The organism is Bartonella sp. Raccoon60 (assembly GCF_002022585.1).
GTDB classification, from domain to species: domain Bacteria; phylum Pseudomonadota; class Alphaproteobacteria; order Rhizobiales; family Rhizobiaceae; genus Bartonella; species Bartonella rochalimae.
This window is the reverse complement of sequence record NZ_CP019786.1, coordinates 784,310-804,812: the sequence shown is the minus strand read 5'-3', so window position 1 is coordinate 804,812 and position 20,503 is coordinate 784,310. Positions and strand designations below refer to the sequence as shown.

Annotated in this window: 18 protein-coding genes and 1 pseudogene; 17 read left to right on the top strand and 2 right to left on the bottom strand. The window is 34.6% G+C overall.

Features of this window, described 5'->3' with window-relative positions; all coding sequences use genetic code 11:
- Nucleotides 1–100: 100 nt before the first annotated feature.
- The 4 genes and pseudogenes from gatB to glnA form a co-directional block, all read left to right on the top strand.
- The gene (gene gatB / locus Bra60_RS03575) at nt 101–1,600 is read left to right on the top strand and encodes an Asp-tRNA(Asn)/Glu-tRNA(Gln) amidotransferase subunit GatB (protein WP_078688633.1); all 1,500 of its coding nucleotides are present in this window, start codon (nt 101–103) and stop codon (nt 1,598–1,600) included.
- A 166-nt stretch (nt 1,601–1,766) separates the two neighbouring features.
- A complete protein-coding gene (locus tag Bra60_RS03570) occupies nt 1,767–2,165 on the top strand; it encodes an NADH:ubiquinone oxidoreductase subunit NDUFA12 (RefSeq protein ID WP_078688632.1) in 399 nt (132 codons plus the stop codon).
- A 64-nt stretch (nt 2,166–2,229) separates the two neighbouring features.
- Nucleotides 2,230–2,652, top strand: a complete 423-nt coding sequence (locus Bra60_RS03565; protein WP_078688631.1) for a DUF2155 domain-containing protein — start codon at nt 2,230–2,232, stop codon at nt 2,650–2,652.
- Between the two features lie 151 nt (nt 2,653–2,803).
- Nucleotides 2,804–3,145 (top strand): annotated as a pseudogene (gene glnA / locus Bra60_RS03560) (glutamine synthetase); the annotation flags it as partial.
- Between the two features lie 220 nt (nt 3,146–3,365).
- Here the strand turns inward: glnA and Bra60_RS03555 are convergent.
- On the bottom strand, nt 3,366–4,106 hold the full coding sequence (locus Bra60_RS03555; protein WP_078688622.1) for a hypothetical protein: 741 nt from the start codon (nt 4,104–4,106) through the stop codon (nt 3,366–3,368).
- Between the two features lie 375 nt (nt 4,107–4,481).
- Here Bra60_RS03555 and Bra60_RS03550 point away from each other — a divergent pair, with 375 nt between their 5' ends.
- The 13 genes from Bra60_RS03550 (at nt 4,482) to Bra60_RS03490 (ending at nt 17,604) form a co-directional block, all read left to right on the top strand.
- On the top strand, nt 4,482–4,799 hold the full coding sequence (locus tag Bra60_RS03550) for a TrbC/VirB2 family protein (RefSeq protein ID WP_078688185.1): 318 nt from the start codon (nt 4,482–4,484) through the stop codon (nt 4,797–4,799).
- Entirely contained in the window at nt 4,800–5,108 is a 309-nt protein-coding gene (locus Bra60_RS03545; protein ID WP_035006340.1) for a type IV secretion system protein VirB3, read from the top strand.
- Between the two features lie 9 nt (nt 5,109–5,117).
- Entirely contained in the window at nt 5,118–7,472 is a 2,355-nt protein-coding gene (locus Bra60_RS03540; protein ID WP_194284831.1) for a VirB4 family type IV secretion/conjugal transfer ATPase, read from the top strand.
- A complete protein-coding gene (locus Bra60_RS03535) occupies nt 7,469–7,918 on the top strand; it encodes a type IV secretion system protein VirB5 (protein WP_194285020.1) in 450 nt (149 codons plus the stop codon). The genes Bra60_RS03540 and Bra60_RS03535 overlap by 4 nt, the downstream gene beginning before the upstream one ends.
- 203 nt (nt 7,919–8,121) lie before the next feature.
- Nucleotides 8,122–9,141: a type IV secretion system protein gene (locus tag Bra60_RS03530; protein WP_269466612.1), complete on the top strand. Its 1,020-nt coding sequence runs from the start codon at nt 8,122–8,124 to the stop codon at nt 9,139–9,141.
- A gap of 177 nt (nt 9,142–9,318) precedes the next feature.
- Nucleotides 9,319–9,636, top strand: a complete 318-nt coding sequence (locus Bra60_RS03525; protein WP_236823919.1) for a conjugal transfer protein TraJ — start codon at nt 9,319–9,321, stop codon at nt 9,634–9,636.
- A complete protein-coding gene (locus Bra60_RS03520) occupies nt 9,626–10,294 on the top strand; it encodes a virB8 family protein (RefSeq protein ID WP_078673470.1) in 669 nt (222 codons plus the stop codon). Before Bra60_RS03525 ends, Bra60_RS03520 begins: the two co-directional genes overlap by 11 nt.
- Nucleotides 10,291–11,148 carry a P-type conjugative transfer protein VirB9 gene (gene virB9 / locus Bra60_RS03515; RefSeq protein WP_078688182.1) on the top strand — a complete coding sequence of 286 codons (858 nt, stop codon included), beginning with the start codon at nt 10,291–10,293 and terminating at the stop codon, nt 11,146–11,148. Before Bra60_RS03520 ends, virB9 begins: the two co-directional genes overlap by 4 nt.
- Before the next feature lie 2 nt (nt 11,149–11,150).
- Complete coding sequence (virB10, locus tag Bra60_RS03510) at nt 11,151–12,350, top strand: type IV secretion system protein VirB10 (protein ID WP_078688630.1); 1,200 nt, start codon at nt 11,151–11,153, stop codon at nt 12,348–12,350.
- On the top strand, nt 12,347–13,417 hold the full coding sequence (gene virB11, locus Bra60_RS03505; RefSeq protein WP_078688629.1) for a P-type DNA transfer ATPase VirB11: 1,071 nt from the start codon (nt 12,347–12,349) through the stop codon (nt 13,415–13,417). Before virB10 ends, virB11 begins: the two co-directional genes overlap by 4 nt.
- Before the next feature lie 82 nt (nt 13,418–13,499).
- Nucleotides 13,500–15,242: a BID domain-containing T4SS effector gene (locus Bra60_RS03500; protein WP_236823966.1), complete on the top strand. Its 1,743-nt coding sequence runs from the start codon at nt 13,500–13,502 to the stop codon at nt 15,240–15,242.
- Between the two features lie 74 nt (nt 15,243–15,316).
- On the top strand, nt 15,317–17,236 hold the full coding sequence (locus Bra60_RS03495; RefSeq protein ID WP_078698079.1) for a BID domain-containing T4SS effector: 1,920 nt from the start codon (nt 15,317–15,319) through the stop codon (nt 17,234–17,236).
- Between the two features lie 164 nt (nt 17,237–17,400).
- Nucleotides 17,401–17,604: an antitoxin VbhA family protein gene (locus Bra60_RS03490; RefSeq protein WP_035007373.1), complete on the top strand. Its 204-nt coding sequence runs from the start codon at nt 17,401–17,403 to the stop codon at nt 17,602–17,604.
- 848 nt (nt 17,605–18,452) lie between these two features.
- On the opposite strand, the gene traG is transcribed toward Bra60_RS03490, so the two are convergent.
- Nucleotides 18,453–20,375 carry a Ti-type conjugative transfer system protein TraG gene (gene traG / locus Bra60_RS03485; RefSeq protein ID WP_078698078.1) on the bottom strand — a complete coding sequence of 641 codons (1,923 nt, stop codon included), beginning with the start codon at nt 20,373–20,375 and terminating at the stop codon, nt 18,453–18,455.
- Nucleotides 20,376–20,503 lie beyond the last annotated feature (128 nt).

The following is a 20,503-nucleotide window of genomic DNA, read 5'->3' as shown; positions in this document are numbered from 1 at the left end:
GTTCTGATAAATTATTTTTTGATGTGTATTCTAGGCTTGCTCTGGCAATGGTTTTAGGTTAGCCATTGGGTGTATTTGAAATGTTGATAGTGAGTTGATAATGAAAATTGTTGATGCTCGTCTTCCTGATCCTAAGCGTTTTATTTCTGGAGCTACAGGTGATTGGGAAGTTATTATTGGCATGGAAGTTCATGCGCAAGTCATATCAAATTCAAAGCTTTTTTCAGGTGCATCAACTAAGTTTGGAGCTGAGCCGAATAATCACGTGTCACTTGTTGATGCAGCTATGCCTGGTATGTTGCCTGTTATTAATCAAGCATGTATTCGTCAAGCTGTTCGAACTGGTTTAGGATTAAAAGCTAAAATTAATTTAAAATCTGTTTTTGATCGTAAAAACTATTTTTATCCAGATTTACCGCAGGGGTATCAGATTTCACAATTTCAGTATCCTATCGTAGGTGAAGGGAAAGTAGTTGTATCTATTGGACCAGATTCGAATGGTCAGTTTGAGGATATTGAAATTGGGATTGAAAGGTTGCACCTTGAGCAAGATGCTGGAAAGTCTATGCATGACCAGCATCCAACAATGTCTTTTGTAGATCTTAATCGCTCAGGTGTTGCTCTTATGGAAATTGTTTCTAAACCAGATATGCGATCATCAGAAGAAGCAAAAGCCTATATGACAAAATTACGTACAATTGTTCGTTATTTGGGTACTTGTGATGGGAATATGGATGAGGGCTCTATGCGTGCAGATGTAAATATATCTGTTCGCCGTCCTGGTGGACCTTTTGGAACGCGCTGTGAAGTTAAAAATGTTAATTCGATTCGTTTTATTGGACAAGCAATTGAATATGAGGCACGTCGCCAAATTGCAATTTTAGAAGATGGGGGTGTAATAGATCAGGAAACTCGACTTTTTGATGCAACAAAAGGTGAAACACGATCTATGCGTTCAAAAGAGGAAGCATATGACTATCGTTATTTTCCTGATCCTGATCTTTTACCGTTAGAGCTTGATCAGGTTTTTGTAGATACTTTAGCTTCAGAATTACCTGAATTACCTGATGATATAAAGGCGCGCTTTATCAATGAGATGGGGTTAACCGCATATGATGCTTCTATTCTTGTAACAGAAAAAGCAATTGCAGATTATTTCGAAGAAGTAGCACATGGGCGGGATGGAAAGATGGTTGCTAATTGGGTGATCAATGATCTTTTAGGCGCTTTAAATAAAGATAATCGTGATATTGAAGATACTCCGATTACAGCAAACCAATTGGGAGCAATTATTGATCTTATCAAAGATGGAACTATTTCTGGAAAAATTGCAAAAGATCTATTTGAAATTATTTGGAATGAAGGTGGAGATCCACATCAGATTGTAGAAAAGCGTGGTATGAAGCAGGTAACGGATGCAGGAGTTATTGAAAGAGCTGTTGATGAAATTATTATCAATAACCCTGATAAAGTTTCTCAAGCACGAGAGAAGCCTGCTTTGATTGGTTGGTTTGTTGGACAGGTAATGAAGGCAACAGAAGGTAAGGCAAATCCTCAAACAGTTAATAAATTAGTTAAAAGTAAGCTTGGGATAGATTAATATATCAGGATGAAAATCCTGTAAGTATGATATTAACTTATGATATAATTCGTACAGATTAATAGTTAGTTATTTGGTTCAACTGCGATTGATGTTTCTAAGTATCATAATAAATTTATTCTTGTTGGAATGATCTTATGAGGATTCGAAAGAAATAGGAGAAGAAATGTCTGGTTTTTTCAAGCAAATTTTTACATGGTGGAATGGTAATACTATTAATACACGCTTTTTTACATGGCGCCATGGTAAACGTATAGGAGAAGACCAGTTTGGTAATGTTTATTATGAAGGTAGTCGCCATAAGGATGGCTATTTACGCCGCTGGGTGATTTATAAAGATTATTCTGAGGCTTCTAGTATTCCTCCAGGTTGGCATGGATGGATTCACCACCGTTGTAATGTACCACCTACGGAAGAAAATTATCAATCATATAGTTGGGAGAAATCGCATATTTTAAATATGACGGGTACAAGTGAAGCTTACCGGCCAAAAGGATCTATTGCTTATAATCATGGAAACTTTTATGCTCGTGAAGATTATGATGCATGGTTACCTGAGGAGTAATAGGTGTATTTTTTCTTTGGTTATGTTTGTAATGATTTTTGTCAGGTGTAATTAATTTGATATTATGAAGCTTTTATTATCAAAATTTGAGTATTTTTTTTATACTTTTTTATTAGGGGGTATAGCGGTTTTATTTACAGTTAGTTTTGTACAAGCTGAACGTATTAGCAATGAAATTGTTATTTTCACAGGTCTTGATAAAATTACGGGGCAGGTTACTAGTTTTGAAGTTCATATCGGTCAGGTTTATCAATATGGTGCTTTGCAAGTAATACCGCGAGTGTGTTATACAAGTTCTAAAAATGAACCAGCTCGTACTACTAGTTTTATTGAAGTTAGTGAAATGACATTGGAGAAAAAAACACGGCGTATTTTTACAGGATGGATGTTTGCAGATAGTCCTGGCTTAAATGCTGTTGAGCATCCTATTTATGATGTATGGCTAAAAGATTGCAAAAAAAATTCTGATATTCTTGCAGATGAATGATTGTTATTACTTTGTTATGTAAGTCAAGAAATATGTGGTTACCTTTTTGATTAACAGATAAGTGATTTCCATTTGTACTTTTACCTATATTGTGTGGGATGCTATTTATCAAGCCAATCAGCTATTTAAGCATAATAGTTATAGGCAAGTAATGAAAATTCGTTTTCCGGATGCATCATCGAATCCATATTTGGCCTTTTCAGCGCTTATTATGGCTGGTCTAGATGGTATAAAGAATAAGATACATCCTGGTCCAGCTATGGATAAAGATCTTTATGATCTGCCACCGAAAGAGCTCAAAGACATTCCTACAGTTTCTAGAAGCCTAGGCGAAGCACTTGAATTTCTTGATAAAGATCGCGATTTTCTTAAATCTGGCGATGTTTTTGATGATGACCAAATTAATTCCTTTATTGAATTAAAGCTAAAAGAAGTTCTGCGCTATGAAACAACCCCTCATCCCGTTGAATTTGATATGTATTATTCTGTTTAATATAAGAATGAAAATTTTTGTTTGATTGTGATGGAATGCTAGAGCATTCTCATTAGAGGATTATCCTTCTATCAAATAGATTTTTATAAGGCATGTTTATTAGGAGATCATTTGAAACTAGCGATGAGAAGATTATTATCATTACGCGTTTAGACTATTTTTCAAAAATTATGTTTGGTTTATTTTTGTATTTTGAAGTTTAATGGAATATTTCTGCATTTTATTTTGATTCAGACATGAACTGATGGTAGTTATCGGAAGGGTTATAGGTTCCATACTTTTTGCGCCACTGTATAGGCTCAGTAAAGTTGCTAGACCAAAGGCCAATTTTATTGTTATAGGCGTTTTGTTCAGCACTTAAATATGTTGTTGGAACTGAATGTTTATTGTCTTTTGATAGGATCAGCATGCCTTCTGCAAGCCCTATTTCTGCTAGATCGACTCCTTGCACAAAGCACTGAGCATAGTGAGTTTCTTTTTCTATAACAGCTTGTTTACAAGATAAGTTATGTCCTAGAGTTTTTGTGACCAGCCATGCTGTTGTGACAGCTCCACATGGCCATTCTTGATTATCTAATTTTGCTTTTTGACGGGGTGCACATGTATCTACACCATATAAGTGAATATTTCGGACGATAGGTTTATGCTGAGGTTGTTCAGCAGGAATTATTAATTTAAATGTGACACCACTAGTCACAGATGCGATACCATTAAACACACCTTCATGATTATTTGAATCGCTATTGATCCAATTGAGACCTGGGTCATTTTCTTCTAATTTTTTTGGCACACTTGTTTCATAGTGCTTATTTTGTTCGATCTTGATCTCCATTGTATCTTGGTTTTCTTGCATTTTTAATGGTTCGAGAATATCTAGATCTGTTTTGTAATGGTTTTGGCTTATTATCCATATTCCTATAGAGCAGATAATGTAGACAAGAATAATCGATTTAAATCGCATTTGCCCAATCCTTATTGTTTCTATATCCTATAATTTTTTATGCATCTCTGCTTTTTTCCTAGATCTTAAAGAAAGTGTCTCAACAGCATTTGTTGCAAATTAAACACATTTTGCAAAGAAAAACATTATTTTACGCTCTTGATATTGTCATTTTGATAAAATAACAATATCTACGTTAGGCTTTTTGGTTATAGATTTGATTAATTTCTGTCTCTTAGTCGGGGAATTCTAGTAAAGAATTTTTGTGATAGTTTAGTAGAACACTTGCGATTAAAGAATCTTAAAATTGTAGGCCTGTAGTTTTAAGGTTTTTAAATTTGTAAAAGTAATATGATGTCAGTTTGTAATCAATATTCTTTCTGAAGAGGAGATTAAATGCCAAACATTATATCTAAGCATATTTATTATATCGCTTTTGCGCTACTTTTATCAATGTTTGCAGTGTTAACCCCTGCGTATGCTAATTCTGCTGCTGCCGGTATGGGAAATCTTGATACGGTTTTGCGGAATATTGTTACAATGATGACAGGGACAACAGCGAAGCTCATTGCAACGATCTGTGTTGCCGCTGTGGGTATTGGTTGGATGTATGGTGTTATTGATTTACGCAAAGCAGCATATTGTGTTCTTGGTATTGGTATTGTTTTTGGTGCTTCGGCTCTTGTTACGCTATTAATGGGGAGTTCATCATAAATGAATGAAGATACTCTTTTTCTTGCTTGCACACGACCAGCGATGTTTGCAGGTGTTACCGTAGAAGCAATGGCCTTAAATGTCATGGCAACATCTACTCTTTTTATCATAACAAGCAGCTTTTCAATGATCGGTCTTGGAGTTGGTTTGCATTTTATTTTACGCGAAATCACAAAACGCGATCATAACCAATTTCGTGTTTTATTCGCGTGGCTCAATACTCGAGGGAAACAAAAAAACCTGACAAGATGGGGTGGAGGATCTACGTCTCCTCTCCGTCTTGTCCGTACATACAAGGAGCTAAAATAAGTGAGACAACTGTCAGTGATGAAACGGGAATCTCTACCTGAGGAATTTATTCCTTATGTTCGTCATGTCAATCAGCATGTGATTGCATTAGACTCCCGTTGCTTGATGACAGTGATTTCTATCGAAGGAATCAATTTTGATACTGCAGATATCAGCCAATTAAATTCTTTACATACCCAATTAAACACGCTTTTGAAAAATATAGCAGATGAACGTGTCGCTTTATATTCTCACATCATTCGCCGACGCGAAAAAATTTACCCAGAGAGTCAATTTTCTTCATCTTTTGCAACAGCTTTAGATCGGCAATACAAACAAAAAATGATTTTGCAAGATCTTTATCGAAATGATCTATTCCTTTCGGTTATCTGGAATCCTGCAGCAGATAAAACTGAACAGTTAGCTTCTTTTTTTCACCGCTTAACGCAAGCAAAGAAGATGCAATCGGAACCAGATTCTGAAGCTATTCGGAAAATTGAAGAGTTAAGTCAAGATCTTATACAAGGTCTGGAGTGTTATGGAGCACGGCTTTTATCTACTTACGAATACAATGATGTTGTATTTTCTGAGCAAAGTGAATTTCTTCATCAATTGGTGGGAGGAAGGCGTGAGCGCATACCCCTTACATTTGGTACTATTGCCTCAACGATTTATTCAGATCGTGTTATTTTCGGCAAAGAAATTATTGAAATTCGTCATGAAAGCAATGAACGCTTTGTTGGTATGTTTGGATGGAAAGAATATCCTTCTAAAACGCGTCCTGGTATGACAGATGGCTTGTTGACGGCGCCCTTTGAATTCATCTTAACGCAATCCTTTGTTTTTAAAAGTAAAGCAGTTGCAAGCGCTATTATGAGCCGTAAACAAAATCAAATGATTAATGTAGCTGATCGTGCCAGCTCACAAATTGATGGCCTTGATGAGGCCCTTGATGATTTAGAATCGAATCGTTTTGTTTTGGGAGAACATCATCTCTCTTTAGCTGTTTTTTCTGATCGTCCACAAGAATTGACAGAATATCTGTCGAAAGCCCGTTCATACCTTACTAATGGTGGGGCCGTTATAGCCAGAGAAGATTTAGGGTTAGAAGCAGCATGGTGGGCACAACTTCCTGGGAACTTTAACTATCGAGCACGTTCTGGAGCTATTAGCAGCAGGAATTTTGCAGCATTATCCCCCTTCCATTCCTTTCCTATTGGCAAACTCAAAGGTAATGTTTGGGGTTCTGCCGTCGCCTTATTACAAACACAGGCTGGCTCTCCTTATTATTTTAATTTTCATTTTGGTGATGTTGGTAATACCTTTGTATGTGGTCCATCAGGGTCTGGAAAAACAGTCATTGTTAATTTTCTTCTTGCACAATTGCAAAAACACAACCCAACAATAGTCTTTTTTGATAAAGATCAAGGAGCAGAGATCTTTGTTCGTGCTGGAGGAGGCAAATATAAGCCTCTGAAAAATGGTCAACCTATTGGTATTGCTCCATTAAAAGGGATGGAATACACTGAAAAAAACAAACTCTTTCTTCAGCACTGGGTCTTAAAATTAGTTACCGCGGATGGCCAAACAGTAACAGAACAAGAGCGGCAGGATATCGCTAGAGCGATTAATTCCTTAGAAAGTCTTCCTCTATCACAACGCTCCCTCAGTGCGCTTCAACTGTTTTTTGATAATACTTCCACAGAAGGTATTGCCATACGTTTACAACGTTGGATCAAAGGTAATGCTTTAGGGTGGGTCTTTGATAATGATCACGATGATCTCAATTTAGATGCTCAATTTATAGGTTATGACATGACGGATTTCTTAGATAATGAAGAAATTCGTCGCCCTTTGATGATGTATTTGTTTAACCGCATTCTCGATCTTATTGATGGTCGACGTATCATTATTGTTATCGATGAATTCTGGAAAGCCCTTGAAGATGATTCATTTAAAGCTTTTACTCAAGATCGTCTCAAAACGATTCGTAAACAAAATGGCATGATGCTCTTTGCCACACAAAGCCCCAGAGATGCTTTGAATTCAACAATTGCTCACACAATCATTGAGCAATGTCCTACCCAACTGTTTTTTCCAAATCAAAAAGCCAATTACAATGATTATGTTGAAAACTTTAAACTCACTGAACGTGAATTTGAGCTAATCCAATCAGAATTAAGCAGGGAATCTCGTCGTTTTCTCATTAAACAAGGCCAAAGTTCCATTGTTGCAGAACTTAATTTACGTGGAATGGATAACGAAATTGCTGTCTTAAGCGGAACAAGTAGAAATGTTGAACTCGTCAACCAAATTATAAGTGAATATGGAGCAAATCCGGATATATGGCTACCTATATTTTACAAAAGGAAACAAACCCAATGAAAAAATATCTGATTATGTTTTTATCATTATGCTTTATCTCTCATGCAATATCGCAATCGGGAAGCACAGAAGTTGATTCATATTATCAAAATGTCACACAACAAGGAACACCCCTATCAGAAGATAGTCGGCCCACATCAGAAATAGCTGAATCTATTTATACTTCAGCAGTTGAAAATCAGAAAAAGATTCAAGAAATCAATAACAAATTTTCATCACAGACTCTTAAACCAGAAGAAAAAGAAGCTCTTCAAAGGGAGTTGGCTATTCTTCAAGCTAATCTTCAAGTAGATACTCTAAAACTTCAGGCTTCTTCTATTATGAAATCGGAAAATGCTCAATCAAAAGAACAAGAACGTGAAAAAGAAGAACAGAAAAATCAGGAAGCTCTTCAACAAACACTGCAAGACAAATTGGATCAAGCTAAAGCTAAGGTCAAGTATTAAATTAACTCCAGTTAGTCAAAAAGAAGAAAAGGAAGCTCTTCAAATGTAGTTGGCTAATCTTCAAATGAATACTCTCATTCAAGCTCTTTCTATTATTAAATGGAAATCATCAATCACAGAAAGAGCATGGAGAAAATGCAACAAAAGATCATAAATTCATATTTATCAAACATTAAAAATAAAATTGGAATGAGATAAAACTGATGAAATTGATGAATACGACAACTCAGGAGTCAGATTTTAAATTTACTCCATTCGAAACTGTTTCTTCGTATATTTTGACACCACTCAATGATGTCATAGATACAACAGTCAGTAGCTTATCTTCTGCTATTGCAGCACCATTAAATCTTGCGGCCATTATTTTTATCTTTTTATATGGTTACAATGTTATGACTGGCCACGTCGCCCTTTCAATGCATAGTCTTCTTAATAATGTTATTAAAATCGTTGTTGTGACAACAATGGCAACTAATGCAGACCTATTTAATATTTATATCAAAGATATATTTTTCGGTAATTTAGCCAATGCTATTGGGAATGCGTTTAATAGCAGTCCGGTCGACTCTGATGTTTTTGATTATCTCTTATTAATTACAAATACGCGTTATCAAGAGTTTCTAAATAATGCTTCACTTTTCAATAAAATTACGGTTGCACTGATTGGTGGTTTAATGTTTTTGGCAGTTATCTTTTTTTGTACAGTCGGTTTTATTATTCAAATGTTTGCAAAAATTACATTAATCATGGTGATAGGTCTTGGACCTCTTTTTATTAGTTTATATTTGTTCAATGTAACCCGCAGATATGCTGATGCATGGATTACAACATTAGTTAATTTTACAATTTTGCAAGTTCTCGTAATGATGCTTGGAACAATGATGTGCAAAATTATGCTTTATGTTTTCGAGAGTTCATATACTTCAATCTATTTCTTGCTCCCCCCTGTTCTTGTCGTCTCAATAGTGGGCGTAGTTCTCTTCCAATCACTTCCCACCATTGCTTCTGCACTTTCTAGTGGAGGACCATATCATCATGCTGGAGTATCAACAGGATCACAAATGATCTCAATGGCTTCTAATACTTTGGGTTTTGTTGGAAGAGGCTTTGGTGCCGGTAGAAGTGCAGCAAGTGCAGCAGCAGCAACGAGAGGTTCTACGGCTGCACAACACGCTGCACAAGCTGCGCAAATGATGCGAGGGGGTGGACGTGGCTCATTTTAATCTCAAACGTCTCTTCAATGTAGCTATAGTCAATACCTTCACACACAAGATATTAACTGTATGCACAATCCATGCAAAGCTCTCTCAGCTTTTTCAAAAGATTAGTGTTCATGTTTTCGTAAAATCATGGACTGAAAAACACCAATGTTTTATTTTTCAAAATGTTTGCGAGTCCAAATGATGCAACTAAAAATCACTATCATTTTGATCCTTTTGATAACACTTACTGGTTGTGCTTCTTTAAAAAGTGGAGCCCAAAAACTTCCACGCTGTAATGGACAGAACGCTCGTATGCTCAATCATGGTAAGTGGAACTGGAATCATTATAACATCATTCACAATACGGCGATCAAACCCATTACAACTCCTATTATCCTAAATACACAAGAAAATGAGGCACCAAAAGCTCATATTGGACTCCCCGCATCTTCTGTAGACACAATAAACCATCAAATGCCCTCTTATAAAAATGCGGAGATCACACATGAAAAGTGATGAATTTAAAGAATATATAAGAGAAGCGCGGTCATTTGATATTGACCGTATGCGTAGTACGCGACTACAAATGAAAATTGCTGTAGCCTTGACTGTGCTTTTTGGGTTGATGACAATCGCTTTAGCCTTAGCTGTAGTGGCATTAACACCCTTAAAAACCGTAGAGCCTTTCGTTATTCGTGTGGATAATTCTACAGGTATTGTCGATGTTGTCAGTGTTCTAAAAGAAGAACCCCAAAACTACGATGAAGTAATAACGCGCTACTTCGCCAGCAAATATATTCGTGCACGCGAAGGTTTCCAATTATCAGAGACAGAAAATAACTTTCGTATCGTTTCTCTTTTATCTTCCCTAGAAGAACAAAATCGCTTTGCCAAATGGTATTCTGGAAATAATCCAGACAGTCCGCAAAATATCTATAAAAATATGTCCGTGACAATCACAATAAAATCGATCTCTTTTTTAAGTAAAGATCTCGTTCAAGTACGTTACTATAAAACAATTAGAGACTCCAATGGAAAAGAAGATATTTTCCATTGGGTTTCAGTCTTAAATTTTTCTTACGTTAATGCACGCATTTCAGTAGAAGATCGCTTAATTAACCCGCTTGGCTTTCAAGTATCAGCATATAGATCTGATCCAGAGGTGGTCCAATGACTAGAGTCATAAAAATATTTTTTTTAACTCTCCTCGTTGCAATAAACTGTCATATGTCTTTCTTATGGGCAGAAATTTCTCCCGTAAGCGCACATAAAGACAACCGAATTAGATTTATTAATTATGATCCACACAATGTGACAAAAATCATTGGATCTATTCGCTCTTCAGTACAGATTGAATTCGCTAATGATGAAAATATTGCCTATATTGGAATTGGCAATTCAGTTGCTTGGCAAGTAGCACCAGCTGGTCACTTTGTCTTTCTCAAACCGCGTGAAGTTCAGCCGATTACCAATCTACAAATCATCACAACTCGTCAAGATGGAACAAAACGATCTTATCAATTTGAACTTCAAGTGCGTGAAGGTGATGTTTCCGTCGGTAATGACACATATTTCCTTGTAAAGTTTCGTTATCCAGAAGATGAAGCATTGCGTAAACAATTAGCTGAACAAGCCAAAGCACAAAAAAATGAAGAAGAATTTGTCGATAATATCCTCAATATGCATGAACATTTTGGACCACGCAATTGGGCTTATGTCGCTCAAGGTTCACCCCTCATTGAACCAAGTTCAGTCTATGATAATGGTAAAACTACAACATTTACCTTTTTAGACAATAATGAAATCCCCGCCATTTATCTTGTCACACTTGATGGACAAGAAACTATCGTTCCAAAATCAATTAAAGGAAACCAGGTCATTGTTCACGCCATAGCCATGCAATTCACTTTGCGACGTGGTAACGAAGTCCTGTGTATCTTTAATAAAGGGTTCATACCAAGAGGAATTAACCCAGAAACCGGTACAACATCACCTTCTGTCCAACGTGAAATAAACGTAGAGAAATAGCCATGAATAATGATGAATTGGACGAAATAAATCTTAATGACCGCGATACAATAAAGGATGGTCAAGAAAAAAAAGAGGGCTTTAATTTAGGAAAAGCCATTGCTCTTCTTATTCTCTTTGGTGTCTGTATTTATTTAATATATGCAATCCTTTCAACTTCAAAAGACACAAAAAAACAGCCCATAGAATTGCCGAAAGAAGAAAGAAGCAGACAAACAGAGCTTTTCCAATCGATAAAACCAACAATAGCTCCTCTAGAGCTAGCTGATAAAAATACCCCCCTGCTGCCTAAGGTTGAAATACCAGCGCCAACAATCAATCAGCCAAAATCTGATCATAAACTATTAGAAGCAGCGCAACGTGCTCCCGTTTTAGCCTATTTTAATCCAAATCAGCAACAGGGTATTCCAGAAAATAATAGCGTGCCTTCTAACCAAAGCAATGATAAATCGAATAAAACAACACAATCCTTTAATCAACTTCTCGAACCAACAAAGTTAGATGGTGTTCGTGCATCAACGCTTGGTAACCGAAATTACATCATTGCAATGGGAGCTTCCATCCCATGTATCTTAGAAACAGCAATCAGTAGTGAACAACAAGGGTTTGTGAGCTGTATCGTTTCTAGAGATATCTTATCAGACAATGGTCGTGTCGTCTTGCTCGATAAAGGAACGCAAATCATTGGTGAATATCGTGCGGGTTTAAAAAGAGGCCAATCGCGTCTCTTTATATTATGGAATAGAGCCAAAACACCAGACGGTATTATTATAACATTATCCTCACCCGCAACAGATTTCTTAGGTCGATCAGGTGTTGATGGCGATATTGACAATCATTGGTTTGAACGACTTGGTTCTGCACTTCTTGTTTCAATCGTCAGAGATGGAACAAATTATTTAAATAACCAGCTAGATTCACTAAAAATGCCAACAACACAAGAACAAACAACAGATACCGTGTCTTCAGAAAAATATACCCTTTCTGCAGGAACATATATGGCAAAGATTATCGCGGACAATTACGCTAATATCCCTCCAACCTTGACCAAAAATCAGGGTGAAATGGTTAATGTTTTTGTTGCCCGCGACCTGGATTTCTCAACTGTATATAAATTGAAAATTGTTGAAAATAATAAACAGGTCATTCGTCGTGCCTTTTCAGGAGACTTTCATAAAAATTCTACAGTGACATTAAAATGAAACAAAACTTCCAAAATTTAAGCGATGAAGCCACTGCTATCGTTTTAACAAAACTTAAACCAATTGATAACTTTCTCAAAGATGAAAGTCTTTTTGAGATCGTTATTAATCGTCCCTATCAAATCATGATTGAAGGAATTTCAGGATGGAAAACAATAGAAGTACCAGAATTCTCCTTTAATGAGCTCATGGGTATGGCTAAAGTGATCGCGGCCTATTCTAAGCAAAGTATTTCCGATAAAAACCCAATATTATCCGCTACTTTGCCAAATAATGAGCGTATTCAAATTGTTATACCACCAGCTGTAAAAGAAAATACTGTCAGCATGACAATTCGTAAACCATCATCCCGAAGTTATTTGCTCGAAGATCTAGCCAACAAGGGTCTATTTTCAATGTGTGAACAGATTTCTTTCACTCCATTGAATGACTATCAATTGCGTTTTGATGAACTCAAAAACGTCGAGCATAAATTAGCAATTGATTATTACAATAAAAATTTTGTTTGCTTTTTAAATCAAGCTGTGAAATTGCAAAAAAATATTCTTATTTCAGGGAAAACAGGAGCTGGTAAAACAACGCTGTCAAAAGCATTAATAGCTAAAATTCCTGATGATGAGCGTATTATAACTATTGAAGATACACCAGAGTTAGTTGTGCCGCATCTTAATTGTGTTTCTATGATCTATGCAAAAGATGGGTATGGCTTAGCTTCTATTGGACCAAAAGAATTATTAGAATCCGCCTTGCGTATGCGTCCTGATCGTATTCTTCTACAAGAGTTACGAGATGGTACTGCTTTCTATTATATTCGCAATGTTAATTCAGGACACCCAGGTTCTATTACTACAGTTCATGCATCAACAGCATTGGCTGCATTTGAGCAAATGACGCTTTTGGTTAAAGAAAGTGAAGGAGGAGGACATTTAGAGCGCGATGATATTCGCGGGTTATTAATTTCAATGATTGATATTATTGTTCAATGTAAACGGATTGAAGGAAAATTTAAAGTTACAGAGATTTATTATGATCCTTTCAAACAACGAAATATTTTTGGAGGTAACTAAAAAAAGTATAATAAAAAAATTCAGATTTTAGTATCGATATAAATATCAATACTAAAACATCTAAAACTTTATAAGAATCTATGTGAAAAAGTTGTATTTATTTAAAATAATATTTGAGCGAATGATCATGAAGAAGCAAAATTTAAAATCTTTAAAAAAAATTTTTAAACCTTTAAGTAAGAAAAAGAAATTATTAGATTCGTCTTTTTTTGATTGTGATTACACTTATCCTAACAGTGATGTATTAATCAATAAATATGGAATAAAGAATTCTCAAGCTCTTCATGAAAGGAGCGCGTATCATTCAGAGCAAGCGATTATTCGTTTGCGTCAAGAAGCTCTGCCAAATAAGTTTAATTCCTCTTATTTGAAACATATTCATAAATGTTTATTTGAAGATACGTTCGAATGGGCTGGCTGTACGCGTGATCTTACATTTAAATTTAAAAATGGCGTAGCTGCTAACATCTCAGAGATGCAAATACCAAATTCAAATGCTTTTTTTAAAAAGAGTAAAGCAGTTCCAAAAAGTTTACATAAATTTGATCAAGTGCTTTCGAAAAAAAATAATTTACAAGGCTTATCGCGTGAAGAATTTGTTGATGAAGCAACGAAGCTTTTTTCCTTTCTCAACTATATACATCCATTTAGAGATGGGAATGGGCTTGCACAACGAGTCTTCTTTGAAAGACTTGCTGAAGCTGCAGGCCATAAACTTGATTTTTCAGTTGCGACTCAAAAACGCATGATACATGCTTGCAATGATGCGATACCTGTAGAAGGTAATGCAAATTATGAAACGATGCAACATTTGTTCGAAGATATCTCTAATCCAGAAAAAAGACGCATTTTGAAGAATTATTTAAATGCTGTGTCTAATAATAAGCATGCATGTAATTTTTTGGATGATCAAATTATCATAACACCACGTGAAGGTGTAACTTATACAGGTCTTTATAAGGTTAGTAATGCGGATTCTATTATAGTTGAAACAGTAGACTTTTATATGGTATGCTGTAAAGATTATTTTACACCAGAACAGCTTAAGGCATTAAAACCTAATGATGAGATTACTTTTACAGTTTCAATAAATAGAAATTTAGATCAAATTCTCATCCCAGCAGAAAAAATACCTCCTTTAACGTCAGAAAAAATTCTTCAAAAAATTGAGAATCATATTAAACTTCAAAACAATCGAAAAGAAATTGAGAATTTATCACAAATTGTTTATGGAAATTCAAAAGCGTTAGATCCAAGTATTGGTGTAATTAATAAAGGACGAGAAATAAGTAAAAAAATTCCTGAGCAAATCTTAAAATATCCTAGGACTATTGCTAAGCTAGCTGGTTTTAAAATATTGGGTATAAGGAGTCCAAAACGCAGAGCAGCTGAAAGGAATCTTGCACCACTTAGTCAAAAAATTAAAAATTATATATCTGCTGTAGAAGTTACTAAAAATATAATCATTAGAAATTATGATAGAGAGCAAAAACGCCTCTCACAAGAAGTAAGACTGCCTAGTAAGCTAATGCAAGATATCCTTAGCGTGGTTCAAAATGAGAAATCACAAGCCTTAAATGTAGAAAATTGTGTTAAGATCCAAAAAGAGCTTATTTCCTTTTTGACTAAAGTCGATTCTCGTCTTTCAGAGATAGAGTCTCAACAACTCAGAGATGGTAATTATAGAAAAATCGCTAAAAGTGTTGGTATTTCAGAACATAAAGCGAAAACACTTATAAAGGCTGTTAATGACGCAAAAAAAATATGTCAAGAACTTCAACGATTGAAAATAAAAAAGTCAATACAGATGGCTGTGGCCGTTTAAAATATGAGTTTTTTATAACAAAATAAAAACATATTTTTATTTTACAAAAATGGAGAAATAGGAGGGATTGCTTAGTGGAAAAACTCAGGGATCAGGTGTCTCTAACGGTAGCGGAACTTCAAAGACGTCGCTGGATTATCGATTCAGCGATTCATACTCATACTATTGAACGTATTGCCTTGCACCCTAATACACTTCTAATTTTAGAAAAATATGCAGAGGGAAGTTCATTAAATGAGTTTAACATCCTTATGGATGCTGCTATACAAACGATATTGCAAGAAATGGGAAATACGGAGGTAGAAATGAAAAAACTACTATCTGCCTCCTCATCATCGTATGACAACTATATTTATCCTGCAACCCAAGTACTAAAAAATAAACATGGAATAATAGACTCAGACAATTTGTCCATGGTAAGCGGGCATCATGCGGTGAAAGCAATAGTTAATTTGCACCATGAACCACTACCAGAAAGGTTTAATTCTTCCTATCTAATATATATCCATAAACGCTTGTTCGAGAATACATTTGAATGGGCTGGGAGTAGTCGTAATTTCCCGTTTACATTTAAGGATGGCACTACTGCTATTGTACACACAATGAGAAAGGTAGGTTCTGACGATCATTTTTTAGAGGGTAAAAAAATTCCTCAATACCTAGCTAATGTGGATAAAACGCTTGCGGAACAGAATGATTTTCAAGGTTTATCGCGACAAGCTTTTATTAATGAAGCAGCGAGTATGTTTGCTCTTATTAATTATATACACCCATTCAGAGATGGTAATGGTCGCACACAACGAATGTTTTTTGAAAGACTTGCTGAAGCTGCAGGTCATCAACTGGATTTTTCAATTGTTACAGAAGAGCGTATGAGAGTTTGCAGTATACTCTCTATGGTGCGTTCTGGTGTTATGGGCGATATAAGTGCTATGAAGCATATGTTTGAAGATATTTCAAATCCAGAAAAAGCGAGTATTATGAAAGAGTTCATAAGCTCCATGAGTAAGTTAGAGTATAAAAATGCTCAAAAAATGATTATTGTAATGCCAAAGAGAGGGCATAATTATCTAAGTTTTTATGAACGTGAGACCGCGGAACATCTTCTACTCAAAGTAGATCTTAATTATATTTCAAAATCTCTTTATATGGTATTCAAAAAAGATTATTTTTTACCAAATGAAGTTAAGGAATTAAAATCTGGTTGTCCACTAAGTTTTAAAGTTCCAATGAGTAGAGATATAAAAAATTTGGAAAATATTCTTATTCCAAAAGAAGTGGTAGCTTCTTTAACATCAGATCAACTTATTGAAAAAATTACGAGTCATCCTGCTGTCCAATTAAAGCGACAACAAGTTGATATGTATGCAAAGTATGTTTATAAAAATTTAAAAGACTTTAATGAAAAGATAAGTGTAAAAAAGATTATTGAAGATAAAAATTTTCAGGAAGTTTTTATAAAGAAAATAGTCGATTGTCCTGAGTCTATTTCTGAATTGGCAGGCAAAAAAATATTATGGTTGAAAACTTCAAAATACAAAACCGCTGAACAAAATGTTGAAGCACTTGCTCAGAAGGTTTATGATTATGTTGATCTTGTAAAAGAGGTAGAAAATGAAATTGTTAAAGAGAATCTAATAAAGGAAAAATGTCTTACGACAGTAGTGGCAATGCCTAGCAAAACATTACAAGATATTTTTAATTTGTCAAAAGATATGCAAAAAGAAACTTTAAGTTTTTCTTCTTTACTCCAAGAAGAACTCAATGTTTTTATAAAAGCAGTCAATCAGCGTCTTATGCCACTAGAACATAAATGGCTTCGTGATGGTAATTATGATTTGCTAGCTGAAAGCATTGGTATATCACAAAGTAAAGCAAAACAAATTGGAGAGCTCTTTATGCAAGGCAAAAACCTACAAAATTTGTTAAAAGAAATCAAACGTGATCACTCAGAAGTAATCAATATGACCAGTTTAAAGTGTGCGGAGTTATAATTCATTTAATATTTATAGATAGCAATTATTGTAGCAACTCTATTCATGGAAAAGCATAAATATTTTATATAAGTTATTTAAGTTTCTAAATAATAATAGAGAACGGAACAAACAAGAAGATATGCTTCTATTTTATAAGAACAAGTAAAAGAAAGGAAGAGTTCATGAAAAAAACAACTGATCATTCTACATCTTTAACGTCAGAAGAATTACAAAAACGCCGTGAAGCAGTTGATGCAGCTATTAGTACACATGCAATTGAGGGAATCACTCTTCATTCTAAAACGCTTGAAATTTTAGAAGGATATGCGAAGGGAGAATATTCATTAGAGGAATTTAATACTCTTATGGACAATGCAACACTATAATGAATAAAACAATAAATGTTGAGATACAATAATATACTATTTATCTTTAGCTCATGATTATATTTATTCTGGCAGCAATATATTAAAATGAATATGGGATAAAGAATTCTCAATCTTTTTATAAGAAATCTGCGTGTGATTGAGAGCAAGCAGCTGTTCATTTTCATCGAGAAATGCTGCCAAATAAGTTTGTTCACCTTATTTAAAATATCTTTATAAATGCTTATTTAAGAACATGTTCGAATAGGCAAGGTGTTACTTGCTGATCTTACATTTAAATTTGAAAATAGTATAATCGTTAACATTTCAAAGATGCAAATATTAACTCAGGTGCTTTTCATCAAAAGCTATGTTATTTGATGAGTAAAATCAATTTGCGTTTTTTATCAAGAATTTGAGAATTCTTTATCCTACATTCATTTTTAATTTAAATGTATTATTGCCTAAATAAGTTTAATTACAATAAGAAAATAATGAATAAGACATGTTCGGCTCTTTATCATAATTTATCACTGAAAGAACCTCTTATAGAATTAGACTAACTATAAATAATTTTCTAGAATCTAAATATTTTGTATATCTTATTAAAGTTTTAAGTATTTTAGGAAGCATAGCTTCTTATTTATTACGCCTCTATTATTTGTTTAGAAACTTAAATAACTTATGTAAAACATTTCTACTTTTCCATGAACAGAATATTTTACAATAAGTATTATATTTATTATAGATAACCATATCGTAGATCATCATATGCTCTGCTATAACAATTAAGAAATCTAATTGATGGTTTACAGATTCAGTAAATTTTTCAAAAAATATTTGCTGTATGTGCTTATTGTCATCTCTAGTCAGTCTTTCTTTCCTTTGGGAGCAAAACGATTCTGTTCAGTAGTAGCTAGCATCTCTTTTCTTCTAAAGTAAATTGCTCGTCCACATCGCAAAGGTGGTTGCCCTTGCATAAGAATGATTTGTTCATCTTGTCGCATCTTTTGAATAATTTCATGAGGTAAAATTAGCGCTCTTTGTTGATAATTTATATTTTTAGAACCTTTTAAAAATTGTCCTTTAGATTTGCTTGCTCCAGTCACTTCTATAGTCATTTGACCACAACGTTCTGAAATATCTTTAGCTGTTTGTAAATCTTTAATAGCAGCATAACTTACAAACGAACAACTCTCAAACCATGATTGCGCTCCTGATTTTCCAAAGTGATTTACCAACTGACCGGAAGACTGATAAAATAACATTAAGGATATGCCATATTTGCGTCCACGGTCACGTGCTTCTTCCAAAATATTCATATAGCCAAGCAAATCAACTTCATCTAAAACAAACAAAACGCGCTTTTTATAGTTTCCATCAGCTGTAACCATTGCATTTAAAAAAGCACCAATAATCACACGCCCAATTCCTGGATAGCTATTTAAAATACTTGCCGGAAGATTCAGAAAAATATCTGTATTCCCATCCGCTATATCTGAAGATGCAAAATCATCACCACAAACAAGATCTGCATAATTAGACAAAGAAAGCCACTGAGTATCTTTTGAGGCAGTTGTATAAACACCTGAAAAGGTTTGATCTGCCATTTCTGTAAAAATACCAACCATTTCGCGAATAAAAGGAGAAGGCGATGTATCTTGAATATGGCGTAATTGATTAACAACTGCTGTTTCTGATTGAGAAAGGATTTTTCGCAATGTTTTTAGATTACGTTCACAGTCGTCATATTCATCAGAAAATATGACATGCGCAAGAAGAGCAGTTAAAAGATTATGCGCTTGTGTTGAAAAGTACTCTGCTGAAGAATTTTCTGATTTTTTGTCAGTGAGTAGCAGTTTAGAAAAACCTACGATATTAGCTTCACGTTGTGTTCGCGGTACACTATTGTCTAAAAGCCAATCGAGAACATTAAAAGTTTTCGTTGATATTGAAGTTGGATCAAGAACAATAACATTTCTATTGTCCATCTTTTTACGCGTCAATTGAACCATTGGTGCAACTTCTGTTGAAGGGTCAAGACAAATAATAGAACCTGGATATTTTAAACATACTGGGATCACTGTACTTGTTGTTTTATATCCACCAGAACCAGCGAAAAAAATCATATGAGTTGAACCAAAATCAAGATTAAAGGTTAATAAGGGCGACGTTCCACCTTTCCCCCACGTTGCCTTGTTTCCAGGGGAAAAGGGAATGTTGTACACACTATCTTCGTCAACACGGTATCTTTCACCAATAACAATTTGACCATTCGCAGGAAAAATTTTTTTTGCCTCACTTAAATTCATCCATGATGCATCACCAAAAATTCCTTTTTTGGCACGCTTTACTCCTTTTTTATTTTTAAGCGGAGCAGTTATTAAGAATTGGGCTGCTAAAAGAAAAATACCACCAATTATGCCAAAGATGACCATGACATCAATAAATTGCAGAGCATAACTCCACGTTATTCCTTGTTGGCCGATATAAGGACTTAAGCGTTTAATTTCGCAATTAAGATAGTAAAGAGAAACACCCGTAAAAAAAAACGCTGTAACAATTGTAATCGCTTTGCGTAGATACAGTTTTTGCGATATGGTGTAAACAAATGATACAGCAACAACAAGCAGCTGCACTAATAATGGTTCTGAACGGATATACCAATATTTCTCATAATCTTGTAATCCGTTCGTTGCAAATAATAACATGTAAGGAACAAAAAATATTGTCAAACTGCCTAAAATTATTGGCATTAAAATAAGAAATAATTCCGTTTTAGTATATCTCATTACACCCTACTTTTGTTTTTATTATGCCACAAAATCACACTTATTAACTGAACATATAATGTGAATGGTATCTTAAAAGTTATAATATTATTATAAATAACTCTTAATTTATGAATATTAAACGAAAC